At 37.2% G+C, this 20,755-nt stretch carries 24 protein-coding genes; 11 read left to right on the top strand and 13 right to left on the bottom strand.

Annotated features, from left to right (window positions below; genetic code table 11):
- Nucleotides 1-12: 12 nt before the first annotated feature.
- Nucleotides 13-1,131, bottom strand: coding sequence for a GAF domain-containing sensor histidine kinase (locus tag ACXAE4_RS15310; RefSeq protein ID WP_289578947.1), 1,119 nt, complete (start codon nt 1,129-1,131; stop codon nt 13-15).
- A gap of 340 nt (nt 1,132-1,471) precedes the next feature.
- On the opposite strand from ACXAE4_RS15310, the gene ACXAE4_RS15305 reads away from it, so the two are divergent.
- Nucleotides 1,472-1,810 (top strand): hypothetical protein, encoded by a 339-nt coding sequence (locus ACXAE4_RS15305; protein ID WP_154972956.1) that lies wholly within the window; start codon nt 1,472-1,474, stop codon nt 1,808-1,810.
- Nucleotides 1,811-1,905: 95 nt separating this feature from the next.
- The gene (locus tag ACXAE4_RS15300) at nt 1,906-2,190 is read left to right on the top strand and encodes a hypothetical protein (RefSeq protein WP_028408390.1); all 285 of its coding nucleotides are present in this window, start codon (nt 1,906-1,908) and stop codon (nt 2,188-2,190) included.
- A gap of 44 nt (nt 2,191-2,234) precedes the next feature.
- Here ACXAE4_RS15300 and ACXAE4_RS15295 read toward each other — a convergent pair whose 3' ends face one another.
- Nucleotides 2,235-2,792: a helix-turn-helix domain-containing protein gene (locus ACXAE4_RS15295; protein WP_028413197.1), complete on the bottom strand. Its 558-nt coding sequence runs from the start codon at nt 2,790-2,792 to the stop codon at nt 2,235-2,237.
- Nucleotides 2,793-2,877: 85 nt separating this feature from the next.
- On the opposite strand from ACXAE4_RS15295, the gene ACXAE4_RS15290 reads away from it, so the two are divergent.
- The gene (locus ACXAE4_RS15290; RefSeq protein WP_014459930.1) at nt 2,878-3,855 is read left to right on the top strand and encodes a DMT family transporter; all 978 of its coding nucleotides are present in this window, start codon (nt 2,878-2,880) and stop codon (nt 3,853-3,855) included.
- 46 nt (nt 3,856-3,901) lie between these two features.
- On the opposite strand, the gene ACXAE4_RS15285 is transcribed toward ACXAE4_RS15290, so the two are convergent.
- On the bottom strand, nt 3,902-4,690 hold the full coding sequence (locus tag ACXAE4_RS15285) for a DUF4240 domain-containing protein (protein ID WP_028413195.1): 789 nt from the start codon (nt 4,688-4,690) through the stop codon (nt 3,902-3,904).
- Nucleotides 4,691-4,985: 295 nt separating this feature from the next.
- Here ACXAE4_RS15285 and ACXAE4_RS15280 point away from each other — a divergent pair, with 295 nt between their 5' ends.
- Nucleotides 4,986-5,414 (top strand): GNAT family N-acetyltransferase, encoded by a 429-nt coding sequence (locus ACXAE4_RS15280; RefSeq protein WP_028413194.1) that lies wholly within the window; start codon nt 4,986-4,988, stop codon nt 5,412-5,414.
- 67 nt (nt 5,415-5,481) lie between these two features.
- Here ACXAE4_RS15280 and ilvD read toward each other — a convergent pair whose 3' ends face one another.
- A complete protein-coding gene (gene ilvD, locus ACXAE4_RS15275; protein ID WP_013083330.1) occupies nt 5,482-7,158 on the bottom strand; it encodes a dihydroxy-acid dehydratase in 1,677 nt (558 codons plus the stop codon).
- Between the two features lie 225 nt (nt 7,159-7,383).
- Between ilvD and ACXAE4_RS15270 the strand changes: the two genes are divergently transcribed.
- Nucleotides 7,384-8,328, top strand: a complete 945-nt coding sequence (locus ACXAE4_RS15270; RefSeq protein WP_028413193.1) for an alpha/beta hydrolase — start codon at nt 7,384-7,386, stop codon at nt 8,326-8,328.
- Nucleotides 8,329-8,346: 18 nt separating this feature from the next.
- Here the strand turns inward: ACXAE4_RS15270 and ACXAE4_RS15265 are convergent, their stop codons facing one another.
- The 7 genes from ACXAE4_RS15265 to ACXAE4_RS15235 all read right to left on the bottom strand — a co-directional run bounded on the left by ACXAE4_RS15265 (nt 8,347) and on the right by ACXAE4_RS15235 (nt 13,350).
- Entirely contained in the window at nt 8,347-9,273 is a 927-nt protein-coding gene (locus tag ACXAE4_RS15265; RefSeq protein WP_014459925.1) for a manganese-dependent inorganic pyrophosphatase, read from the bottom strand.
- Between the two features lie 255 nt (nt 9,274-9,528).
- A complete protein-coding gene (locus ACXAE4_RS15260) occupies nt 9,529-9,987 on the bottom strand; it encodes a hypothetical protein (protein ID WP_028413192.1) in 459 nt (152 codons plus the stop codon).
- A gap of 104 nt (nt 9,988-10,091) precedes the next feature.
- Nucleotides 10,092-10,373, bottom strand: a complete 282-nt coding sequence (locus tag ACXAE4_RS15255; protein ID WP_098113017.1) for a hypothetical protein — start codon at nt 10,371-10,373, stop codon at nt 10,092-10,094.
- Between the two features lie 137 nt (nt 10,374-10,510).
- Nucleotides 10,511-10,738 carry a hypothetical protein gene (locus ACXAE4_RS15250; protein WP_289578948.1) on the bottom strand — a complete coding sequence of 76 codons (228 nt, stop codon included), beginning with the start codon at nt 10,736-10,738 and terminating at the stop codon, nt 10,511-10,513.
- Nucleotides 10,739-10,963: 225 nt separating this feature from the next.
- Nucleotides 10,964-12,037 carry a branched-chain amino acid aminotransferase gene (locus ACXAE4_RS15245; RefSeq protein ID WP_098999369.1) on the bottom strand — a complete coding sequence of 358 codons (1,074 nt, stop codon included), beginning with the start codon at nt 12,035-12,037 and terminating at the stop codon, nt 10,964-10,966.
- Nucleotides 12,038-12,256: 219 nt separating this feature from the next.
- Nucleotides 12,257-12,742 (bottom strand): hypothetical protein, encoded by a 486-nt coding sequence (locus ACXAE4_RS15240; RefSeq protein WP_098113019.1) that lies wholly within the window; start codon nt 12,740-12,742, stop codon nt 12,257-12,259.
- Nucleotides 12,743-12,762: 20 nt separating this feature from the next.
- Nucleotides 12,763-13,350, bottom strand: coding sequence for a lysophospholipid acyltransferase family protein (locus ACXAE4_RS15235; RefSeq protein ID WP_099331049.1), 588 nt, complete (start codon nt 13,348-13,350; stop codon nt 12,763-12,765).
- Nucleotides 13,351-13,619: 269 nt separating this feature from the next.
- On the opposite strand from ACXAE4_RS15235, the gene ACXAE4_RS15230 reads away from it, so the two are divergent.
- Genes ACXAE4_RS15230 through uraH form a run of 3 tightly spaced genes read left to right on the top strand, consistent with a single transcriptional unit; the run spans nt 13,620 to nt 15,834 of the window.
- Nucleotides 13,620-14,942, top strand: a complete 1,323-nt coding sequence (locus ACXAE4_RS15230) for a nucleobase:cation symporter-2 family protein (RefSeq protein ID WP_289578949.1) — start codon at nt 13,620-13,622, stop codon at nt 14,940-14,942.
- A gap of 11 nt (nt 14,943-14,953) precedes the next feature.
- Nucleotides 14,954-15,481, top strand: coding sequence for a 2-oxo-4-hydroxy-4-carboxy-5-ureidoimidazoline decarboxylase (gene uraD / locus ACXAE4_RS15225; protein ID WP_289578950.1), 528 nt, complete (start codon nt 14,954-14,956; stop codon nt 15,479-15,481).
- Nucleotides 15,478-15,834, top strand: a complete 357-nt coding sequence (gene uraH / locus ACXAE4_RS15220) for a hydroxyisourate hydrolase (RefSeq protein ID WP_014459916.1) — start codon at nt 15,478-15,480, stop codon at nt 15,832-15,834. Before uraD ends, uraH begins: the two co-directional genes overlap by 4 nt.
- Nucleotides 15,835-15,870: 36 nt before the next feature.
- Here uraH and ACXAE4_RS15215 read toward each other — a convergent pair whose 3' ends face one another.
- A complete protein-coding gene (locus ACXAE4_RS15215; protein ID WP_050691164.1) occupies nt 15,871-16,371 on the bottom strand; it encodes a GNAT family N-acetyltransferase in 501 nt (166 codons plus the stop codon).
- A 415-nt stretch (nt 16,372-16,786) separates the two neighbouring features.
- Between ACXAE4_RS15215 and ACXAE4_RS15210 the strand changes: the two genes are divergently transcribed.
- The 3 genes from ACXAE4_RS15210 (at nt 16,787) to ACXAE4_RS15200 (ending at nt 20,062) form a co-directional block, all read left to right on the top strand.
- The gene (locus ACXAE4_RS15210) at nt 16,787-17,281 is read left to right on the top strand and encodes a hypothetical protein (RefSeq protein ID WP_154972959.1); all 495 of its coding nucleotides are present in this window, start codon (nt 16,787-16,789) and stop codon (nt 17,279-17,281) included.
- A 411-nt stretch (nt 17,282-17,692) separates the two neighbouring features.
- Nucleotides 17,693-18,622 carry a PD-(D/E)XK nuclease family protein gene (locus tag ACXAE4_RS15205; RefSeq protein WP_430029853.1) on the top strand — a complete coding sequence of 310 codons (930 nt, stop codon included), beginning with the start codon at nt 17,693-17,695 and terminating at the stop codon, nt 18,620-18,622.
- A 156-nt stretch (nt 18,623-18,778) separates the two neighbouring features.
- Nucleotides 18,779-20,062, top strand: coding sequence for an Nramp family divalent metal transporter (locus ACXAE4_RS15200; protein WP_475236324.1), 1,284 nt, complete (start codon nt 18,779-18,781; stop codon nt 20,060-20,062).
- Between the two features lie 94 nt (nt 20,063-20,156).
- Here ACXAE4_RS15200 and ACXAE4_RS15195 read toward each other — a convergent pair whose 3' ends face one another.
- Nucleotides 20,157-20,666, bottom strand: a complete 510-nt coding sequence (locus ACXAE4_RS15195; protein WP_028413179.1) for a hypothetical protein — start codon at nt 20,664-20,666, stop codon at nt 20,157-20,159.
- Nucleotides 20,667-20,755 lie beyond the last annotated feature (89 nt).

Genomic DNA, 20,755 nt, shown 5'->3' with positions numbered 1-20,755 from the left:
CGCTCCTTTCCGTTATGAAAGAGGAATAGATACTTCCACAATCGTTCCGTTTCCTATGCTGCTTGTAACAGATAGTTTTCCATTTAATCTTTTTATTCGCTCGTGCATAGTTTTTAGCCCAAGCGTCGGCAATTCTGCTGAAGGGCTATACATAAACCCATTGCCGCTATCCCGGACTTTCATAATTACTTGGTCTTTGCTTATATTTACGTTTAGATGTACCTCTGCCGTACCCGCATGCTTTCGGCAATTATTAAAAGCTTCTTGTCCGACTCTCCACAGTGTCTCTTCGATCACAGCAGGCAAAACGGACACTCCTTTAATTTGTTCTTTTACGTTAAGCCCTAGCATTTGACCATAGCTTTTTAACGCACTGACAATGCCGTTTTCTAATCCTTGAGGACGAAGCTGCCAAATTAAAGCTTTCATTTCCACTTGAGCATGCTGAGCGGTTTCTTGGATTAAGGAAAAAGTCTCTTTTAACTGCACATCTTTTGCTAAGCTGCTTCCGGCTTTGGCTGTGACATTAATTGAAAACAACAGCTGATTAACAGAATCGTGAAGGTCTTTTGCCAGCCTGTTTCTTTCTTCAATAAGTTTTACTTCCTGCTGAGATTGAGTCAGCTTAATCCGCTTGATAGCCGTGCCAATTTGAAGAGCGACGGATCCTAATAAATCAAGCTCTCGCTGTTCAAAATGAATTTTATGAGGGGCAGCTACATTTAATAATCCAAAGCGTTCATCCCCTGCTTGTAAAGGAACCGTTGCATGATGAGTAATGTCATGTGTATCTCCCCACTCATGAATGACGGAATCTTCAAGTCTCTTACACTCCATAATATTAGACGCTTTTTGAAGCCGGCCATCCATATACCGGTCAACACACCAGCAGCTTCCATTACACATAGGCTGAGCGGTTTTATTTAATAAAGCTGGCGGCAAATGCTGAGCGGCAATCATCTCATGCTTTCCATTTTCATCAATAAAAAAGATCCATCCTGTTTGTAAATCTGTGATTGGCAGCAGTTTTAAAAGCGCATCATGAAGCATGGTATGTAAATTAGTGCCTTCATTTAAAATCTCGGAAATGTCTTTTAAAATCTTCAGCTCTGAAATATGGTCTTTTTCCATAGCCTCTCTCTCTCCTATATGATGTATTTTCCATTTTTTATTTTATCACAATTAAAGCTGGTTCCGACTCACAGAACGTTATTTTTAAAGCATTTCCGCTTAGATATGTAAGACCTTTTAACATCAATAATAAAATTTTCAAAAAGTATGTCAGGTAGTTTAACAATTAGCTAGAGTCTTTACGTAAAACGAACTATACTACAGATAATTCAAGTAAGAACAGAAAAAATGAAGGGAAATGAGAAGAAAAAAATATTAAAATTAATACATTGAAAACGCTTCCAAATATGAAGGCATAGTGCTATTATATAATTATTAACAGAATAGGGATGTGAGAAAGATGAATAAATTATTTTTAGAAGAGTTACGATACATTATCTTGTGTGAAGTGCCTATGACAAAGTACCGAGTAGAGCAGCTTCAAGACAAATTTGATCAAAGCCCATACTTAATTAACGAACTTTATCAACTCCTATTCGAAAAGCGTCACATTTTAGCTTTTGTTGATGATATTGAATCATCCCTGTATGACTATATTGTGAATAAAGAAATGATGGATGCTAAAACGTATTACGGAGCTATTGCACATACAGCAAATCTTTTCGGCGAAACGCCTACATATATAAAATGCAAAATAAAAAAATATAGACAGTCTTCGATTTCAAGTATCAGTGCCTAAAAGTTGCGCACAGCTGATTCAAATAAAAAGCAAAAAAGAAATCCTAGCACAAGGGTTTCTTTTTTGTACCAATAACATATAGGGAGGAAAATAAGATGAAGACATTTTTTATCACAAATCGCTATTCGTTTCTTGAAACGCAAGTAAATGAATACATGCAATCGTTACTGGTAAAAACGCCTGAACAAGTTATTTTATATTTCGAAAGACAAATTCGAAAGTATAAAGTGTATTTACAGAAAAAACATCATTACCCAGAGTGTATGGTTCAATCTATCCACCGATTAATTGAAGAATATTCATTAAGTATCATTAAAGTAAAAAAATATATTAGCTATCAAAACAAGCTGATGAATAAACAGCTATTAGAGCCGCAGTAAAACGAATCATTTTTTATGGTTCGTTTTACTGCGGCTCTGCCGTTTTACTCCTCATATTTTAGCAGTAAATGCAGAACAGCGGGACGTTCTTCAAGATTTTTGTATGAGTGTACATGACTTCCTTCAAATTTTATAGAGTCAAATTGTTTTAGCTCGTATAGCTCTTCTTCTATTTTCATTTCGATTCTTCCTTCCATTACCGTTGCTACTTCAATTAATCCTTTGTGATGCGGTTCAGGACGGTATGTAGCGAGAGGCGCAAGAAAGGCTCGGTACATTTCAATCGTCGAATCCATTTGGTTTTGAAACATAAATTCAATTTTCCAAGCTTCATCTGGCCCTTTGAGAGAAAATCCTTCTCCGCACTTAGATAGGGATACTGAAGGCTCCACTGATACTAATTTGGTTAAAGGAATATTTAAACCTGTGGTTATTTTCCACATCACCCCTAAAGTGGGATTGGTCTCTCCTCTTTCAATTTTTCCTAATGTAAGTTTACTGACTCCTGTCTTTTCAGCTAGTTCATCCAGAGTCAAATGATTTTGCACCCTGATTTTTCGTAATTCACTGCCTACTTTTCTAATCATCTCTTCTGTGTGCATTTCTTCCTTCCTTTCTTTTGTATATTATGATAAACTTTTTTAAGTGATTAACATATTATAATATATTTAATAAGGAGGGTAAACAATGAAAGCAATAATATGGGGACTATTATCTTCCATGTTCTTTTCGGCTACGTTTATTGTTAACCGAGCAATGAATGTATCTGGAACGAGTTGGGCATGGACTGCATCCCTCCGCTTTTTATTCGCTATTCCTATTTTACTCATTTTAGTGCTGCTGCAAAAGAAATTTATGCCTCTATGGCAGGAAATGAAAAAACACCCTTGGGCTTGGCTTGGCTGGGGAACACTTGCAGGAGTAGGTTTTTATTCTCTCTTAAGTTTTTCCTCGCTTTTCGGACCATCGTGGCTGGTGGCGGGAACGTGGCAAGTGACCATTCTAGCAGGAGCTCTTCTTTCGCCCTTGTTTTTTATAAAGGTTCAAACTGCGGAAGGATATAAAAAAGTGAGAGGGAAAATCCCGCTAAAAACGCTTAGTGTTTCAGCGTTTATTTTAGTAGGCGTTATTCTTATGCAGGTGAAAGAAGCAGAAAATATTACGCCTATGCAGTTTATCTTAGGGTTTCTACCTGTGGTTGTCGCTGCTTTTTTATACCCGCTTGGAAATCGTAAAATGATGGAAATATGCAGCGGGAAGCTCGATACGTTTCAACGCGTTTTAGGAATGGCATTAGCAAGTATTCCGTTAAGTATTATTTACGCCATATACGGCTTCTTTACTACAGGTATCCCAAGTTCTCCCCAATTTTCTCAAGCCTTCATCTTGGCAATGAGTTCAGGTGTAATTGCTACGATGACGTTCTTTTACGCAACAGACTTGGCAAAAGAAAATTTAGGTTTGCTTGGAGCGGTTGAAGCAACTCAATCAGGCAGCATGATTTTTACCGTGCTTGGCGAAGTGTTTTTATTAAATGGACGTATGCCAACAGGGATTGCGTTAGCTGGTATGACGATAATCGTAATTGGAATGATTATGAACAGTATGCTAAACAAAAAAACAAAACTGTCTTCGGCCGCCCTGTCACGTACTCTATCAAAATAAAAAAAGAGGAGATGAAAATCTGTTTAAAGGTTTTCATCTCCTCTTTTTAATATTCGAGATGATTGTTCCAATAGCGGCTCCAAAGCACAGGGAATCGCATCTGTAAACCATCTTCATCATCTTCATCCCAATCAAGATCCAATTCTTGCTCATCGTACCACACTGGATCAAACTGGTCATATTTATCATAATAATAGTCGTTATCTAAACCTGTCTTTTCTTCGTAAGCTTCACACGCTACAGAAAGTAATTCTTCTAATTGAGGAGCATAGCCTTCTGCTTCTAATGGTTTAAGTACGGAAATCATCGTCTCAGGAGATTCAACCGCTTTATAATATATGTCTTTTCCCTGATATAAAAGCCACGCTCTAAAATAATCAAAACAATCATCTGAACAACCGCCCATTACAATATAAGCTGCTGCCCACAATGAAGAAGTATAGGATTGATCAAAATGCTGATTTAGTAGCTGATCAAAGCGAAAAATGTCCTTTTCAGAACGCTTCGCTAGCGTGGAGCGGAGCCATTCCATTTGCTCATCGACATCTAATTTTGTCTTCGCCTTTTTTATCAGTTCCCAAAAGAGAGACTCTGACATCGTGCTGTCTTTCATTACTTGCATCGAACAAGTTAAAGGCTTATATCCTTTCTTCAATTTTGCACGAATCAGCTTTTCAGCTTCTGCTTCACAAGCCTCTGCGGAAGCAAACTCTTTCACTTGCATGCGACCGGCTGTATCAACTTTTCCAAAGTGAATGATTAACTTGCTGTCTCTTCTTTCAACTTTCCAAAATTTATTCGATTGCTCATCTTTATACACTAAGGTTATTTGCATGATACATTCCCCTTTTTCATCCCACTACTATTGTGAATAATTCTCTTTTTACAATTTATGTAGATTCACAGCGCTTCATAATCCATTTTCTTTGCTTTTTTAACATGTTTCAGTTGATCTTACTATTGCTGAGGTCGTTTAAACAGTGAGTAATGACCACAAATTTGTGTAAAATGTTCATTGGTTGCTTTTTGTTGCATTTACAACATTTTATTTTTCCTTTATACTCTTTTTATATCACGTATTTTTATTATACAAAAAAGAAGCCTAAATTCGTAGAAAAGGAAGGATTTTAATGAAAATTAAGCATGTTACAACAAAAGAGCAGCTTGAAGAAGTATTCCATATACGTAAAACAGTGTTTGTTGAAGAACAAGGAGTGCCGTTAGAAGACGAATTTGATGAACATGAGGAAACGGCAAAACATATGTTAATTTATTATAACAACGAACCAGCTGCTTCTGGCAGATTCCGCATAGTAGACGATTACGCCAAAATAGAGCGAATATGCGTATTAAAGGAATTTAGAAAATACGGGCTCGGAAAAGAAGTGGTGACCAGCTTAGAAGAAGCAGCGAAAAAAGAAGGCTTAACTCAATCTAAGCTTCACGGTCAAGTTCAAGCTGAACCTTTTTATCATAAATTAGGGTATAAGACTGCTTCTGATGTCTTTATGGAAGACGGTATTCCACACGTTATTATGAAAAAAGAGTTTACGTGTTAAAAAGGCTTCTTTGCACAGTTGCTTTAGTAAAGAAAAAGGCTCTCCGTAGAGAGCCTTTTTTGTGCTATTAGATTTTCATAATTCCGCCTGTGCTTGCAGAAGTTACAAGTTTAGAATATCTTGCAAGATAGCCTTTTTTCACTTTTGGCTCAAAGCCTTTCCAGTTTGCTTTTCGTTCTGCCCAAACATCTGGAGAAACTTGAACATTCATTGAACGATCTTCAATGTCAATCACGATGTGGTCGCCATCTTCGACAAATGCTAGCGGTCCGCCTTCAGCAGCTTCTGGAGATGCGTGGCCGATTGATAATCCACGTGAAGCGCCAGAGAAGCGTCCGTCTGTTAATAGTGCTACTTTTGCACCTAGTCCCATTCCCATAATTTGAGAAGTTGGAGCTAACATTTCAGGCATTCCCGGTCCGCCTTTTGGTCCTTCATAACGAATGACTACGACATGTCCTTCTTTTACTTTTCCGTTAGCAATACCATGCAGCGCCTCGTCTTGAGACTCAAATACAATTGCTGGTCCTTCGTGGCGAGTAATGCCGTCTTGAACACCGCCTGTTTTAATGATCGCGCCGTCTGGAGCTAAGTTACCAAACAATACAGCAAGTCCGCCTTTTTCTGTGAACGGCTTATCGATTGGATGAATAACGTTATAATCTTTTACATCGCATCCTGCAATGTTTTCGCCTAGCGTTTTTCCAGTAACCGTCATCGTATCTAAATGAAGAGCTCCTTCTTTTTTAGATAGCTCGTTTAAAGCAGCAGATACGCCTCCTGCTTCATGTAAGTCTTCAATAAATACATCCGAAGCCGGAGCGAGTTTTGCCAAGTGAGGCACGCGTTCCGCTACTTCATTAATGCGTTCTAACGGATAATCAATTTCAGCTTCATTTGCAAGAGCTAGCGTATGAAGAACTGTATTTGTAGAACCACCTAACGCCATGTCTAAAGCAAATGCGTTGTCGATTGCTTTTTCTGTTACGATATCACGTGGTTTTAAATCTAATTTAATTAATTCCATAAGCTGTTTAGCTGATTTTTTAACAAATTCTCTACGTTCAGGAGCAACTGCTAAGATTGTACCATTTCCAGGTAAAGCAAGTCCTAACGCTTCAGCTAAGCAGTTCATTGAGTTCGCTGTAAACATTCCTGAACAAGATCCGCATGTCGGACAGCCAAATTGTTCTAATTCAAGTAATCCTTTATCATCAAGTTTACCAGCTTGATGAGCTCCTACGCCTTCAAATACTGAAGAAAGAGAAATCTTACGGCCGTCGCTCGTTACGCCAGCCTTCATTGGTCCGCCGCTAACAAAAACTGTCGGAATATTCAGACGTAATGAAGCCATTAACATCCCAGGCGTGATTTTATCACAGTTTGGAATACATACCATTCCATCAAACCAGTGAGCAGATACTACCGTTTCAACTGAGTCAGCAATGATTTCACGACTTGGTAATGAATAACGCATACCGATATGTCCCATCGCAATACCGTCATCTACACCGATAGTGTTCATTTCAAAAGGTACGCCACCAGCTTCGCGAATCGCATCTTTTACGATTTTACCAAACTCCTGTAAGTGAACATGACCTGGTACAATATCAATATATGAATTGACAACCGCAATAAACGGTTTGCCGAAATCCTCTTCTTTTACACCAGCTGCACGCAGTAGGCTGCGGTGTGGTGCTCTGTCGAATCCTTTTTTGATCATGTTACTTCTTAATTCTGCCACAATAATTCCCTCCGTATTCATCTAACCTATTAAAAACTAAATCTTTTTAAATTGTTTAATAATTTTTAATATAAATACTAATTTAACAAATCACACAAAGGTTTGTAAAGGTTTATGACAAAATAATCATTTTTTATTTTAAAATAGTAAAATCACCTGCATAAATTAGTATAATATATACATATATCCCTTATTTTACAGGAAAACAGAAGGTGGATGCTGAGCATGAAACAATCCTTTTATTACAGAGGTCATCAAGAAAAAGAAATATTTGCACAAAAATGGAATGTTGAAAACCATTCTGCAAAAGGCGTTGTCCAAATAGCCCATGGGATGGCCGAACATATTGGACGCTACGAGTACTTTGCTAATGTATTAACGCAACATGGATATATCGTATATGGGAATGATCACCGAGGTCACGGTCAAACAGCTTTAAAAGATGAAGACAAGCGTTTTTTTGCTGAAGAAAATGGTTTTGATACAGTAGTCTACGACATGATTGCTCTGACTAAGCACATTTCGACGGAACACTCCGACCTACCGATCTTTCTTTTCGGTCACAGCATGGGGTCTTTTCTAACGAGAAGATATATTCAATTGGATACAGAGCACATTCATGGTGTGATACTCTCAGGTACTGGCAGCATTCCTTCCCTTTCACTGCAGGGCGGTATATTAGCTGCGCAAATAGAGATAAAGAGAAAAGGGTTACGATCTCCTAGCCCTTTGCTTGATAAACTCTCTTTTGGACAATACAATAAATCATTTCATCCTGCTCGGACACCTTTTGATTGGTTAAGTCAAGATAATGAAGCTGTAGATTTATATGTAAATGACCCTTATTGCGGTGGGGTTTTCACAGCGGGGTTTTTCTATGACTTACTAACAGGAATCAAACAAATCTCTAACTTAGCTAATATAAAGCTAGTTCCATCAAGCCTGCCTATTTATTTGGTATCTGGAGAACATGATCCAGTAGGCAGCTATACAAAAGGCGTAGTCAAAGTATATAACGACTTTAAAAAGGCAGGATTACAGGATGTAAGTTACCGTTTTTTTAAAGAGTGCCGTCATGAGTTGCTGAATGAATTAAATAAAGATGAAGTGATAGAAGATATACTAAATTGGCTTAACGTGCAAATAGACAAAAAAACGGTTCGTGTGTAGACACGAACCGTTTTTTTATTAAGCAAATACAGATGTTAATACAGGTACTACTTGTTTTTTACGTGATACAACGCCTTCTAAGACAGCTGTATTGTTTTCAAGCGTTACGTTGTATGCTTCTTCTACTTTTGAAGCAGCAGAACCTAATGCTAATGCAGTAGAGTTGCTGTTTAAAATATCTGTAACAACTAAAAGGAATAATTGTAATCCTTTTTCTTCGATTGTTTTAGTAATCGCTTCTTCCAATTCAACTTTGCGCACTAAAACGTCGTTTACGTCAATTGCATTCACTTGTGCAATTTCAACTTTGCTTGTGCCCATGCTGAATTCTTTAGCATCTAATGAAATTAATTGTGAAGCTGTTTTATCACCTAAGTCAGCTCCAGCTTTTAGCATTGCTAATCCGTACTCTTCTGCATCTACGCCTGCAATTTCCGCTAATTCTTTAGCAGCTGCAACGTCTTGGTCTGTGCAAGTTGGTGATTTGAATAATAAAGAATCAGAAATGATAGCTGATAGCATAAGACCTGCGATGTTAGGTTCGATTTCTACGCCGTTTTCTTTATACATCTTGTTTAAGATCGTTGCCGTACATCCAACTGGCTCTGCACGATAGTATAAAGGATCTGCTGTTTCGAAGTTAGCAATACGGTGATGATCAATTACTTCAAGCACACGAACTTGATCAATATCGTTTGCACTTTGCTGGCGTTCGTTGTGGTCCACTAAAATAACTTCATTTGTTTCTTTAGATACTTCATCAACGAAACGTGGTAGTTCAGCGTTGAACTTTTCAAGAGCGAATTGCGTTTCACCGTTAATATCGCCTAATCGAATTGGTTCAGCGTCTACACCTAATTTATTCTTTAAATCAGCGTATGCAATTGCAGAACAGATTGTATCTGTGTCAGGATTTTTATGTCCAAAAATTAACGTCTTTGCCATCTTAAATCTCTCTCCTTCTTACGTATGTAAATAGCATTCTTGCGTAAAGTTAGTTAATTCGTTCACGCAACATTGCCATTTTAACATAAACTTTTACATTATTTTAATTTTTTTGCGAAAAATGATGTTCATCCGCAGATATTTTGCCATTTTGTATCTTTTTCACAGTAAAAACACCTCTATTTCCGATATAAATAGAGGGTTTTATACGTTCATTATATAAAAGTTAACGATAAAACACAACCTGTCTCTCTATCACTTGATAGATAACTTAAACGCAGTATCTTGCCACTTTTGATAAAGAAAAAGTAGAACAGCAATAACCATCATTAGTACAAATAATAAAAAATGATTCATTCCCTTCAGTGTATAAATGTCTAGTTTTTCAAAGATAGGACTCATGATAAATGCCTGAAATAAATCGAACGCTGCATTGATAATCATAAACATCCAAAAGCCAGGATAGGTAAAATAAAAAATAAAAAGCGTTCCTATTATAAATATGCCAAAAGGAAAAGGCGTCATATTAACAAAGAAAAAAAGAGTTTCATTGACTTCCCACCAGTTAAAGCGATCTGCAATTTGAAAAACCACCGTTAACAATACCACTCCGAATAGCGATACAGCCATATACCGCTTTACTCGCTCTTTATCAACTGCAAAAAGCAATAGCCAAGGACCGATAAAAAGCACCCACATTACGATTTGCGCCATGAGCTTTCCACCTTTCACTTTCAAAAAGAGAATATATATTATTCTGTCCTTATTTATGTAAAATAACCAAGAAAAGCACCCTTGTTAAAGGGTGCTTTTCTTGGTTATCGTCGCAGTGTAAAGTTGAAATGTTCATTTACTATAGCTCCTAGCTCTTCAAGAAACTGCTGAGCAGTCATTTCCTCTACGCTTTGGGTATACCAAGCAAGCTGAGATTTTTTATGAACATTGTTGTGATATACATCTCTTGACCAATATGTTTTTGATCGGTATGTATAATTAAAGTGAATGAATAGTTCACTCCCGTCTGGACACTGCAACAATACGCGGTAATGTGGATTACGACGATTTTTATCTAAACTCATTTCTTTGATCTGCGCTAACATTATTCACCTCTAAAGCCATTACTTAATCATTTAAAGGTAAATGCCACACCACGCTATGTCCTAGCTCTGCCATCAACTAGAAAATCATATATTTTCTAAAATTCTACACGATATAGGACAAAAGAGGAAGAGATAATTTATTGGTGGACGTGTAAAGTTTCATATAAATCTTTTAGCTGCTTAGGGTATTGAGACCTTACGTAATAACCCGTAGGACGGTGCTCGATTAAATGAGAAGCAAATAAGTAGCCGATGAGCACGTGCATTTGTTCATCTGAAGTTTCTTGGTTTAATTCTCTTTCGAGTCGTTCAGCTAAATGTGAAGCCAGCTGTTTAATTTTTTCATCATGTGATAAAAAAAGCATTTTGTTCTCCCCCTTATAACGAATAAGTAACGCGGCCAATTCTAATAAAGACAAAGTCTTGCTTTTATAAGGATAATTATATTTTATTTTACAATAAAAGTATATAAATAGTTCTAAATATTCAAAATATAATTTGTTTCTTTTGGACTATTCGGCAACAAACAAAAAAAAGAAGCGGGACAGCTCCCGCTTCTTTTACGTAAAAAGATGTTTGATTATCGAAATTTATTCCACTTCCACTGCCCAGCCGAATGGATCTTCCACTGTACCATTTTGAATACCTGTTAGAGTGTCATACAGTTTTTGTGATACTTCTCCCGTGTTTCCACCGTTGATGACCATTTTCTCGTTATTCCAAAATAGTTCGCCAATTGGAGAAATAACTGCAGCTGTACCTGTTCCAAATGCCTCTTCTAGTTTGCCTTCTGAATAAGCTTGCTTAATTTCTTCCATAGAAATACGGCGCTCAGTTACAGGCATATTCCAGTGTTTTAGCAGTTCAATGATGGATTTACGCGTAATTCCTTCCAAAATGCTTCCGTTCACAGATGGCGTTACTACTTCTCCATCGATTTTGAAGAAAATATTCATGCTTCCTACTTCTTCAATGTACTTGCGTTCAACGCCGTCTAACCACAGTACTTGTGAATAGCCTTTTGAGTCAGAAAGCTGCTGAGCTTTTAAGCTTGAAGCATAGTTTCCGCCTGTTTTAGCTGTCCCTGTCCCTCCGGCTACAGCACGAACAAATTCGCTTTCAACCGCAATTTTTACAGGAGCAATCCCTTCTTTGTAATATGAACCAACTGGAGAAAGAATAATGATAAATTGATAGCGGCCAGATGGCGCTACTCCTAAGTAAGGCTCTGTTGCGATGACAAACGGGCGAATGTATAGTGATGTACCTTCAGCAGTAGGAATCCATTCTCGGTCAATTTTAATCAGCTGCTTTAACGCTTCTAGCGCTAAGTCTTCATCAACATGAGGAATACAAAGACGATCGTTTGATTTATTTAAACGTTTGAAGTTCTCATCTGGTCTAAATAGTAATACTTGCTCTTTTTTTGTTACATATGCTTTTAGTCCTTCAAAAACAGACTGCCCGTAATGAAAGATCATGGATGCCGGATCTAATGTGATAGGTTGATAAGGTACAATACGAGCATCGTGCCATCCTTGGCCTTCTGTATAATCCATAATGAACATATGGTCCGTGAAGATTTTCCCGAATTGCAATTGATCAGATTGCGGCTTTTCTTTTTTTGTTTGACTTAGTGTTACATCGATTGAATAAGTTGTCATAGTTGTTTCTCCTTGCTCTTTATATTTACGGGTTTTTCGCTTAAACCTCTATATAAGTTACATTGTACAACTTTAGGGAAGCGTGTCACAATAGTTAGAGACGAAAAATTCTAAAAATTTTATAAAAATTATAAAGAAATAGCACCTAATCGAATTAAGTGCTGAATTGAAAAGGTTTTCTTTCTAAAAAAATTATTTCTACATTTTATTTACAACCATTTATAAACCAATTTTCACTCGAAGCTTTTCATCCTGTATTGAAAAATGTTTGATTTTCCCTACTGGAATGACTTTCACTTTATCAATTTCATTGAGGTTGATATGAATTTGTTTTTCTTCATACGTAGTAACAGGCGGCTTATGAAAAATTCGATAGTTGATCCAATTTTGATTAAGAGGTTTCATTTCATGGATTTTGAATACAAGCGTACGTTCTTTGGCTTCAAGAGGTTCTAGCACAATAGAAAATGGAATTCTCACCAGAAATTTTTTAATAATTCCATTCACGTGAATATAGGAGTCTTGAAATGAAATAGAAAATTGCTGAATTTGATCTTGCTTTGTCATTTGCTTTTGAAAAATCCGCATGAGCATAGAAGCGGATATAGGAACGGTTACACCGCTTTCAGCCATCTTTTCTTTCATTTTTGCCTGCACATCATCACTAATCACATCGTTTAGCTTTCTCTGTACCCAATCCTTCATGATGCACCTCCGCTATGAAGTTATGTTTCTGTTTCCTCTAACGTACGAATTGAAGCTGTTAAGTGATTTGACACGTCGGCGAGCCGATCTTTTGTCAGCTTTCCTTCAGCAAGGTAGATGGGCTTCCCAAAGGAAATGACAACGGGCTCCTTTGAAAATATCTCTTTTACATTTGCGGGTCCTTTGTAAACTGCGGGTACAATAGGAACCTTTGCCATGCTCGCTATAGTGACTGCTCCTCTTTTTAAGGGAACGTCTTCCTCTGTTCGCGTGCCGCTAGGGAAAATCCCGACGATATGTCCTTCTTTTGCTAATTTAATAGGTGTTTTAATGCTGCTGGGTCCCGGGTTGTTACGATCTACTGGGAATGCGTTAAGTTTTTTTAATACATTACTAGTGAGTATATGATTAAAAAGCTCCTTTTTTGCCATAAAATGAATTTGGTGAGGCAAAATAGCCGCACCAAGCGCTACAACGTCTACCCATCCCTTATGCGAACAAGCGATCACAAAGCCTGTGTCTGTTGGTAAAGACTCTTTATTCCTTATGTAAAGCTTGCCTCTTCTTTTTAATAAAAATTTACATGCGTGAGCCGCAAGATTATACATAAACATTTCCTCTTCCCTCTATTATTTGAAAATATATACAAAATTATATCACTTGATATTAATATCTGGTACTGAAAACTAAATGTAACATCTTTTTACACGATAGCTTACCTACTTCTCTATATATTGTAAAAAAGTAGATATTGAAACCTCTGTTTTTGGTCAACTTGACTAATGACATCCCTTAAAAAACATTTTACTATTAATGTATCATTCTAAATGTAATATTTATTAACATTACATGTGATATAATTAAAGGAGGTTTTTAGGTGAATAACCAAAATCGGCCGTTTCGACTAGCTTCATTAGGATTACAGCACGTACTCGCTATGTATGCAGGTGCCATTCTCGTTCCGCTGATGGTAGGACGCGCATTAAATTTAAATACACATGACTTAGCCTATCTCGTAGCCATTGATTTACTGACCTGCGGACTAGCTACGCTGCTGCAGGCTTGGACGAACAGGTGGTTTGGGATTGGCCTTCCTGTTGTACTTGGAAGCTCATTTGTAGCGGTGACTCCTATGATTGCAATTGGAACTCAATATGGAGTTAGTGCCGTTTACGGAGCGATTATTGCCGGTGGTATTTTCATCGTACTGGCAGCAAATTTTCTAGGCAAAATTATTAGATTTTTCCCTCCCGTTGTCACCGGAACGGTTGTGACGATGATTGGTTTATCGCTTGTACCATCCGCTGTCCGAAATATGGCAGGAGGAGTGGGAAGCAAAGATTTTGGTTCTCTTTCTAATCTTCTTCTTTCTTTTGGTGTTCTAGCGCTTATTTTAATTTTAAATCGATTTTTCAGCGGTTTTCTTCGTTCTCTTTCTGTGTTGATTGGAATTGTAGTTGGAACAATAGCCGCTGTATTAATGGGAAAAGTTGATTTTACTAATTTTAATGAAGCTTCTTGGCTGCACATTCCCACTCCTTTTTATTTCGGGATGCCTACTTTTGAAATCGGCCCTATTTTAACAATGATTCTCGTATGCTTGGTCATTATCATTGAGTCTACAGGCGTATTTTTAGCGTTAGGAAAGCTGTGTAATCGGGAATTAACGGAAAAAGATTTTGCAAAAGGCTACCGTGCAGAAGGAATCGCCATTGTCCTTGGAGGACTATTTAATGCTTTTCCTTACAATACATTCGCTCAGAATGTAGGACTGGTTCAATTATCGAAAGTAAAAACAAAAAATGTAGTGGTAGTAGCCGGCTTCATTCTCGTATTACTGGGGCTTGTTCCGAAAATAGCTGCTTTTACAACCATTATTCCCACCCCTGTTTTAGGAGGAGCAATGGTCGTGTTGTTCGGTTTAGTTATTTCATCAGGCATCAAAATGCTAAGTGCTGTCGATTTGGCCAAACAAGAAAATTTGCTGATTATTGCGTGCTCTCTTTCACTTGGCCTTGGTGTAACGGTGGTACCTGATTTATTCGCTCAGCTCCCAAGTGCTTTGCGCGTAATTGTAAGTGATGGAGTTATTACGGGAAGCTTGGCTGCCATTTTATTAAATCTCTTTTTTAACGCATCAATTGAACGAAAAGTACCTTCTGTCTCTTTAGAGAAGACAGATTATTCGGAAATAAAATAAAGAGGTGTAGTATGAATAACGTATCCGTGCAGTATGTTAATCAGCTTAGCAAGAAGCATTTTGTTTCACTAGTTGGTGATATATTTGAACATTCACCTTGGGTTGCAGAAGAGGCTTATTTTAAAGGCCCTTTCTCTTCCGTTGAACAACTTCATGGCATGATGAAAGAAATTGTAGCGCAAGCATCTGTAGAAAAACAGCTAAAGCTGCTGCAAGCTCATCCAAATCTAGGTGAAAATATCGTTATGACATCTGCTTCTACTGAAGAACAAACAAAAGCAGGCTTACAAAACTTAACACAAAATGAGTATGAACAGTTTTCTTCTCTTAATGGAATGTATATGGAAAAGTTTCCTTTCCCTTTTATTTTGGCAGTACGAGGTAAACAAAAAGAAGATATTTACGAGGCAATGCAAAGTCGCTTACAGAATACCAAACAAACGGAGTTTGCTACAGCGTTAGAAGAAGTATATAAAATTGCTTTCTTTCGTTTAACTGATAAAATTACTGAAGATAAGGAGACAAAGAAACGAGCATGACTAAAATTACAACGCATATTTTAGATCTTACCCACGGATGTCCGGCTGCTTTTGTCAAAGTTGATTTTTATCATATTCAGTCGGAAAGTAAACGAATAAAAATTTCACACGGTACTACAAATGAAGACGGGAGGTTAATAACTCCGCTCTTCTCTTCTGAAGCGTTTGAGTCAGGAGATTATGAACTTTTGTTTCACATTGGGGAATATTATAAAAAACAAGAGGTCCAAACAACAAATCCGCCCTTTTTAAATCAAGTTTCTGTTCGAGTCGGATTGTCTTCTGAACAAGAACACTATCATATCCCTTTGCTTGTGTCACCTTGGGGGTACCAAATTTATAGAGGAAGTTAAAAAAAGAAACGGCGTCTTTAAACGTCGTTTCTTTTTTTAGTTGAGCAATTTAGACATATAGTACTCATCAATAAACAAACCGCCAATTCGCAGTGAATGTTTCTTTGTTCCTTCGATTTCAAATCCTACTTTATCATATAAAGAAAGAGCCTTTTCATGCTGTATAGCGACTGTGAGCTCAAGACGATGAATATGGTGTTCTCTCGCCCATTCTTCAAGTGCACCGATTAAAGCCGTCCCAATTCCTTGATTTTGAAACGTCTTTCGAATACCTAATGTCAAAGAAGCGATGTGAGCGTTTCGGTTAGCTTCGCCCCCTGTTGCAGCTATATATCCCACAAGCATCTCGTTTTCTTCTGCTACAATAATCGTAGAGTTTGGCTGCTGCTTAAAGATTTCGATGTTTTTCTCCTGCTGATCCGTACTCAGCTTTCGCTCTCCGCTTTCGAACAGCATAAACTTACTTTCTTCTTCAATCTGTTTAAGCAAATCTACAAAGTTTGCAGCATCATGTAATTCTAGTTCTCTAATTTCCATGCTGATCCCCCTTTTTTGTGTCCCTTTTGTTTGTATATGTATTGGTTCACCTTTATAAAATATAACTTTACAGTTTCTTACGAAAAATACGACTTTTTAAGAAGTGGAAGTAGAACAAAAAACCTACTAATCTCCCTTTTTTTGAAATGCTTTTTTCCTCTGTATAATTTTAAATCACTTATCAACTTCTGTAAATTTTTTAGATTCCCTCTTTTAATTTCCATTTATTTTCCTTTTCTGCGGGGTTGATTTTGATCTAAGGGGATCTTTTATAGAAAACACATGACTATTATCCTGTTTTTTGTGAAGAAAGAAAGCAATAAATGTAATTTCACTTGTAATCGTTTAGAATAGAAAAAGTGGAAATTTTATGTACCTATCCTCCTTAATTATTGGTCTGTGAAAGGAAATTATTATGAAAGTACAACCCGCAAAATGTGGTGTATATGTCTTAAGCGGTCTAGGAGCTGTTACGGTGTTCTTCTTACTTTTACTTAAGAACAGTGCTTTCTTTCTAGAGGAAGAATACGACCAAAATAAACCTGAAGCTGCGCTTGCGGTCAACGAACATACCTATCACCTTCACAAAGGTTCTATTAACTGGTCAAACGGCCGTTCAACAACAAAAAAAGAAATAAATGTATATGATTTATATACATACATATCGCAGCAAAAAAGTATCCCTTTAAAGCAGCAACAATTGGTTAAGCTCCATTTTTCCAACCTAGACGGCGCTTATATTCGCGGCGTGAGCGTGCATATATGGAGAGATAATGGTGAAAAAACCAAGCTGTTTGTCAAAAATAATGAATTTAAGATTCCTGAAAATCAAGGTTTTTACGTTGTAGATATTGTGATTAACTCTACAAGAGGAACCATGCAATATGCGGCAAATGTGCAAATACAGTAAGTTTGGCTGCAGTAAATAAAAGGGGCAGAAATTATAGAAGGGATCAAAAAGTTATCACAAAAAAAGAGAGCAATATGCTCTCTTTTTTATAAAATGAAAAAGACGTCCACGCAGGACGTCTTTGATGCGTTTGTGGCGGGGACCGTGTGACCACATTCACACGTTTAGCTCGAAAGCATGTCCTTCGACTTACACAAATTAGCTCATCGCTTTATTAATATAACATCTTCCATAGAAAAAAGCAACCAATTTTTAAATAGTTTTTTCTATTTATACATATTTCGCAAGAATCCACAAAATAATATGCATGCGTAGCTATTCACTCTCTACACTTTTAGTCTATTTTAACTCATATACGAATACACTAATAGACCAACCTATGCGCAGTTTTTGAAAAAGGATGTGAATAGCTTGTTTCAAATCACTGATTTCCCTGAATTTTCATGGTCGTACTCTAGGCATAAAATGATCACACAGTGCAAACGAAAGTATGCATATCATTATTATGTCTCACACAACGGATGGCTTGACAGCGCTTCTGCACAGTCTCAAAGCGCTTATCGTTTAAAAAAGGTTTCTACTTTATCTATGTACGCAGGACAAGCCGTCCGTCAGGTGATTACAGAAGCCATTTCTGACTATACATCTACACAGATTGTCCCGGGTGAACAAAATTTAGTGAAGAAAGTACAGCAGCTACTAAATAACGCACTGCGTGATTCTACTGACTATGGAGAGCTTTGGTATCATAAGCCTGCTCAGTATAAGATGCTTTTAGAATTCTACGAAAACGGTTATATTTCTAAAAAAGATCTTAAAGACATGCAAAAGCGGGTACACACTTGTGTACATAACTTTTTACAAAGTAAATCGTTTTGCGACGTGGTGTCTTCACCTTCTTTAGAAGTAGATTCTCCTCAGTCGTTTCGTTCTATAAATGTGTATGATCATAAAGTATATGCGCCTTTTCATTCCCTTTTTAAAAATCCAGTCACAGACGAATTTACGATTGTTGATTGGAAAACAAGTAAACAAACAAAAGATGATTTGTTTCAACTGGCAATTTACGCTCTCTACGTGCTAGCTGAATATAATATTTCCGTTGATCAGATAAAAGTCCGAAACGAATACTTGCTTTCAGGCAGTGCGCGTACGTATCAGCTAACTCTTCACGAAATTGAAGCTGTTCTTCGGCAAGTTGATACAAGCATTGATTATATGAAAACTTTTTTGGAAGACTCAGAGGTAAATCAGCCTCTTCCGCTTGAGCATTTCCCTCAAGCAGATACACCTTCCTCCTGTCACGGGTGTGCATTTAAAGAATTGTGCCAAACGGGATAAAAAACAGCTGAAGATGATTTATATTTTTTGCTAAACTTTTTTATTGTCAAAAGAACCTTTGCTAGCATATAATTTGCATTAAGGAAACATTTTATACTTCATATAAAAAAATTAGCTTGGGCTATTTATTGTTCATCAAAGAAAGGAGCACTAGACATGAAAGATCAAAACGGCAGTAAAGCATTATCAGCTATGCAGCTAAGTGCTCAAGACGTATTGTCGGGTAAAACAAAAGGAATTAAGCGATTATTACCTTTCTTAGGGCCTGCCTTTATCGCAGCGGTTGCTTATATTGACCCGGGTAATTTTGCTACTAACATCGCAGCAGGCTCTCAATACGGATACATGTTGCTTTGGGTTGTATTAATTTCTAACTTAATGGCTGTCTTAATTCAATCGTTATCAGCTAAATTAGGTATTGCAACAGGCTTGAATTTACCCGAGATAGCACAGGAACACTTCCCGTCCTTCGTTTCTTTTGGGCTTTGTATTCAAGGGGAATTAGTCATTATGGCGACGGATTTAGCAGAATTTATTGGGGCTGCTCTTGGAATTTATTTATTATTTCATATTCCTTTGTTCCCAGCTGCACTCATCGCAGCGGTAGGTTCTTTTGCTATTTTAGAGTTACAAAGACGAGGTGTTCGACTGCTAGAAGCAGCGATTGCGGCAATGGTTTTTATTGTGGTATTAGCTTTTGGGACTCAAATGTTTCTTGCGCATCCAGACGGCGCAAGTGTTGTCCACGGCTTATTTGTCCCTCAGTTTCACGGGACAGACAGCGTGCTGTTAGCTTCTGGGATTTTAGGTGCTACAGTTATGCCGCACGCGATTTATTTGCACTCAGCTCTTACGCAGCGCCGCGTGGTAGGAACTACAGAATCGGAAAAAAAAGCGATTTTCCGCTTTGAATTTATCGATATTGTGATTGCCATGATTATCGCTGGTGCAATTAATGCAAGCATGCTGATTGTCGCAGCCGCTCTATTCTTTAAAAACGGATTAAACGTGCAAGATTTGGACGTGGCTTTTACACAATTTGAACATTTAATTGGTCCTTTTGCAGCTATTGCGTTCGGTGTTGGATTATTATCTTCAGGACTTTCAAGTTCTTCGGTCGGAACAATGTCTGGAGATGTCATTATGCAAGGATTTATTAAACGCAGAATTCCTTTATATCTTCGTCGTTTCATTACAATTATTCCGCCGCTTTTGATTATCGGACTTGGCGTAAATCCAACAAGTGCACTAGTTGTCAGTCAAGTTATTTTATCGTTCGGAATTGCATTTGCGCTTGTACCTCTTATCATGTTTACAAGTAATAAAAAAATCATGGGCGGGTTGGTTAATCATAAAGCAACAACTACTGTAGCTTGGGTGATAGCTGCATTAGTCATTTGTTTAAATATCTTTTTGATTTATCAAACGTTAGCGCAGTAAAGTAAATAACTTAGCCAAATGGTGTTTTTAAAAAAAGAGACCTCAATTGTTAGGCGGTACCTAACCCTTTGAGGTCTCTTTTTTAGCATTTTTATTAGCCGATAGTAGAAATGAAATGGACAAGAGTTCCAATAATAGCCGACACCACTAAGCAAACCAGTGGATATAAATAAGTGTAGCTTTCTTTACGGATTGAAAGAATACGGTCAACAATAAAAATAAGAATGACGCCCATCATTCCAAATTCAAACATTAAAAATCCAAAAATACCATGAAATATGAATGACATGATAAAATCAATTTTTTTACTGCGTTCTTTAACAAAAGCGCTGACTAATAAATCAACAATAACTGTGCCTAACGTCCCCATTATTAAAAAAAAGGGCGTAAAGAACAAAAGGTATAAAGGAAATAATTCGCTGAAATGCGAACTGTTTTTCTTTATAGTAAAATTGGGAATTGACTCTTTTATCCCTGGTATAAAACAAAAAAGCAAAGCGAAAAGAAAGGCAGCTATGATAGCCGCTGATAGTTTTCTATTTAAATGCATGTTTATTTTTTTATTACTGAATTCAGTATTTGTTTTTGTATGTTTATGATTCATATGTCTTTAACGTGATGTACGCACCTTTTCCTTTCTCGTAACTTTTTATCCACATTTTATGTCCAACTTTTGTTACCAGCACTTACAAT

The sequence above is a fragment of the Priestia sp. ABM2_011 genome, from assembly GCF_056158845.1.
The sequence above is the reverse complement of the archived record's forward strand: the minus strand, read 5'-3'. Positions and strand labels throughout refer to the sequence as shown.

Coding starts and splice junctions, on each gene's coding strand:
- ACXAE4_RS15250 (WP_289578948.1), bottom strand. CDS start 10,738: ATGCTTTTTTTATCACATGATGAAAAAATTAAACAGCTGGCTTCACAT.
- ACXAE4_RS15245 (WP_098999369.1), bottom strand. CDS start 12,037: ATGACAACTTATTCAATCGATGTAACACTAAGTCAAACAAAAAAAGAA.
- ACXAE4_RS15240 (WP_098113019.1), bottom strand. CDS start 12,742: ATGAAGGATTGGGTACAGAGAAAGCTAAACGATGTGATTAGTGATGAT.
- ACXAE4_RS15260 (WP_028413192.1), bottom strand. CDS start 9,987: ATGGCGCAAATCGTAATGTGGGTGCTTTTTATCGGTCCTTGGCTATTG.
- ACXAE4_RS15200 (WP_475236324.1), top strand. CDS start 18,779: ATGAAAGATCAAAACGGCAGTAAAGCATTATCAGCTATGCAGCTAAGT.
- ACXAE4_RS15215 (WP_050691164.1), bottom strand. CDS start 16,371: ATGGAAATTAGAGAACTAGAATTACATGATGCTGCAAACTTTGTAGAT.
- ACXAE4_RS15280 (WP_028413194.1), top strand. CDS start 4,986: ATGAAAATTAAGCATGTTACAACAAAAGAGCAGCTTGAAGAAGTATTC.
- ACXAE4_RS15195 (WP_028413179.1), bottom strand. CDS start 20,666: ATGAATCATAAACATACAAAAACAAATACTGAATTCAGTAATAAAAAA.
- uraD (WP_289578950.1), top strand. CDS start 14,954: ATGAATAACGTATCCGTGCAGTATGTTAATCAGCTTAGCAAGAAGCAT.
- uraH (WP_014459916.1), top strand. CDS start 15,478: ATGACTAAAATTACAACGCATATTTTAGATCTTACCCACGGATGTCCG.
- ACXAE4_RS15265 (WP_014459925.1), bottom strand. CDS start 9,273: ATGGCAAAGACGTTAATTTTTGGACATAAAAATCCTGACACAGATACA.
- ACXAE4_RS15310 (WP_289578947.1), bottom strand. CDS start 1,131: ATGGAAAAAGACCATATTTCAGAGCTGAAGATTTTAAAAGACATTTCC.
- ACXAE4_RS15235 (WP_099331049.1), bottom strand. CDS start 13,350: ATGTATAATCTTGCGGCTCACGCATGTAAATTTTTATTAAAAAGAAGA.
- ACXAE4_RS15290 (WP_014459930.1), top strand. CDS start 2,878: ATGAAAGCAATAATATGGGGACTATTATCTTCCATGTTCTTTTCGGCT.
- ACXAE4_RS15255 (WP_098113017.1), bottom strand. CDS start 10,373: ATGTTAGCGCAGATCAAAGAAATGAGTTTAGATAAAAATCGTCGTAAT.
- ACXAE4_RS15300 (WP_028408390.1), top strand. CDS start 1,906: ATGAAGACATTTTTTATCACAAATCGCTATTCGTTTCTTGAAACGCAA.
- ACXAE4_RS15285 (WP_028413195.1), bottom strand. CDS start 4,690: ATGCAAATAACCTTAGTGTATAAAGATGAGCAATCGAATAAATTTTGG.
- ACXAE4_RS15270 (WP_028413193.1), top strand. CDS start 7,384: ATGAAACAATCCTTTTATTACAGAGGTCATCAAGAAAAAGAAATATTT.
- ACXAE4_RS15295 (WP_028413197.1), bottom strand. CDS start 2,792: ATGCACACAGAAGAGATGATTAGAAAAGTAGGCAGTGAATTACGAAAA.
- ACXAE4_RS15210 (WP_154972959.1), top strand. CDS start 16,787: ATGAAAGTACAACCCGCAAAATGTGGTGTATATGTCTTAAGCGGTCTA.
- ACXAE4_RS15305 (WP_154972956.1), top strand. CDS start 1,472: ATGAATAAATTATTTTTAGAAGAGTTACGATACATTATCTTGTGTGAA.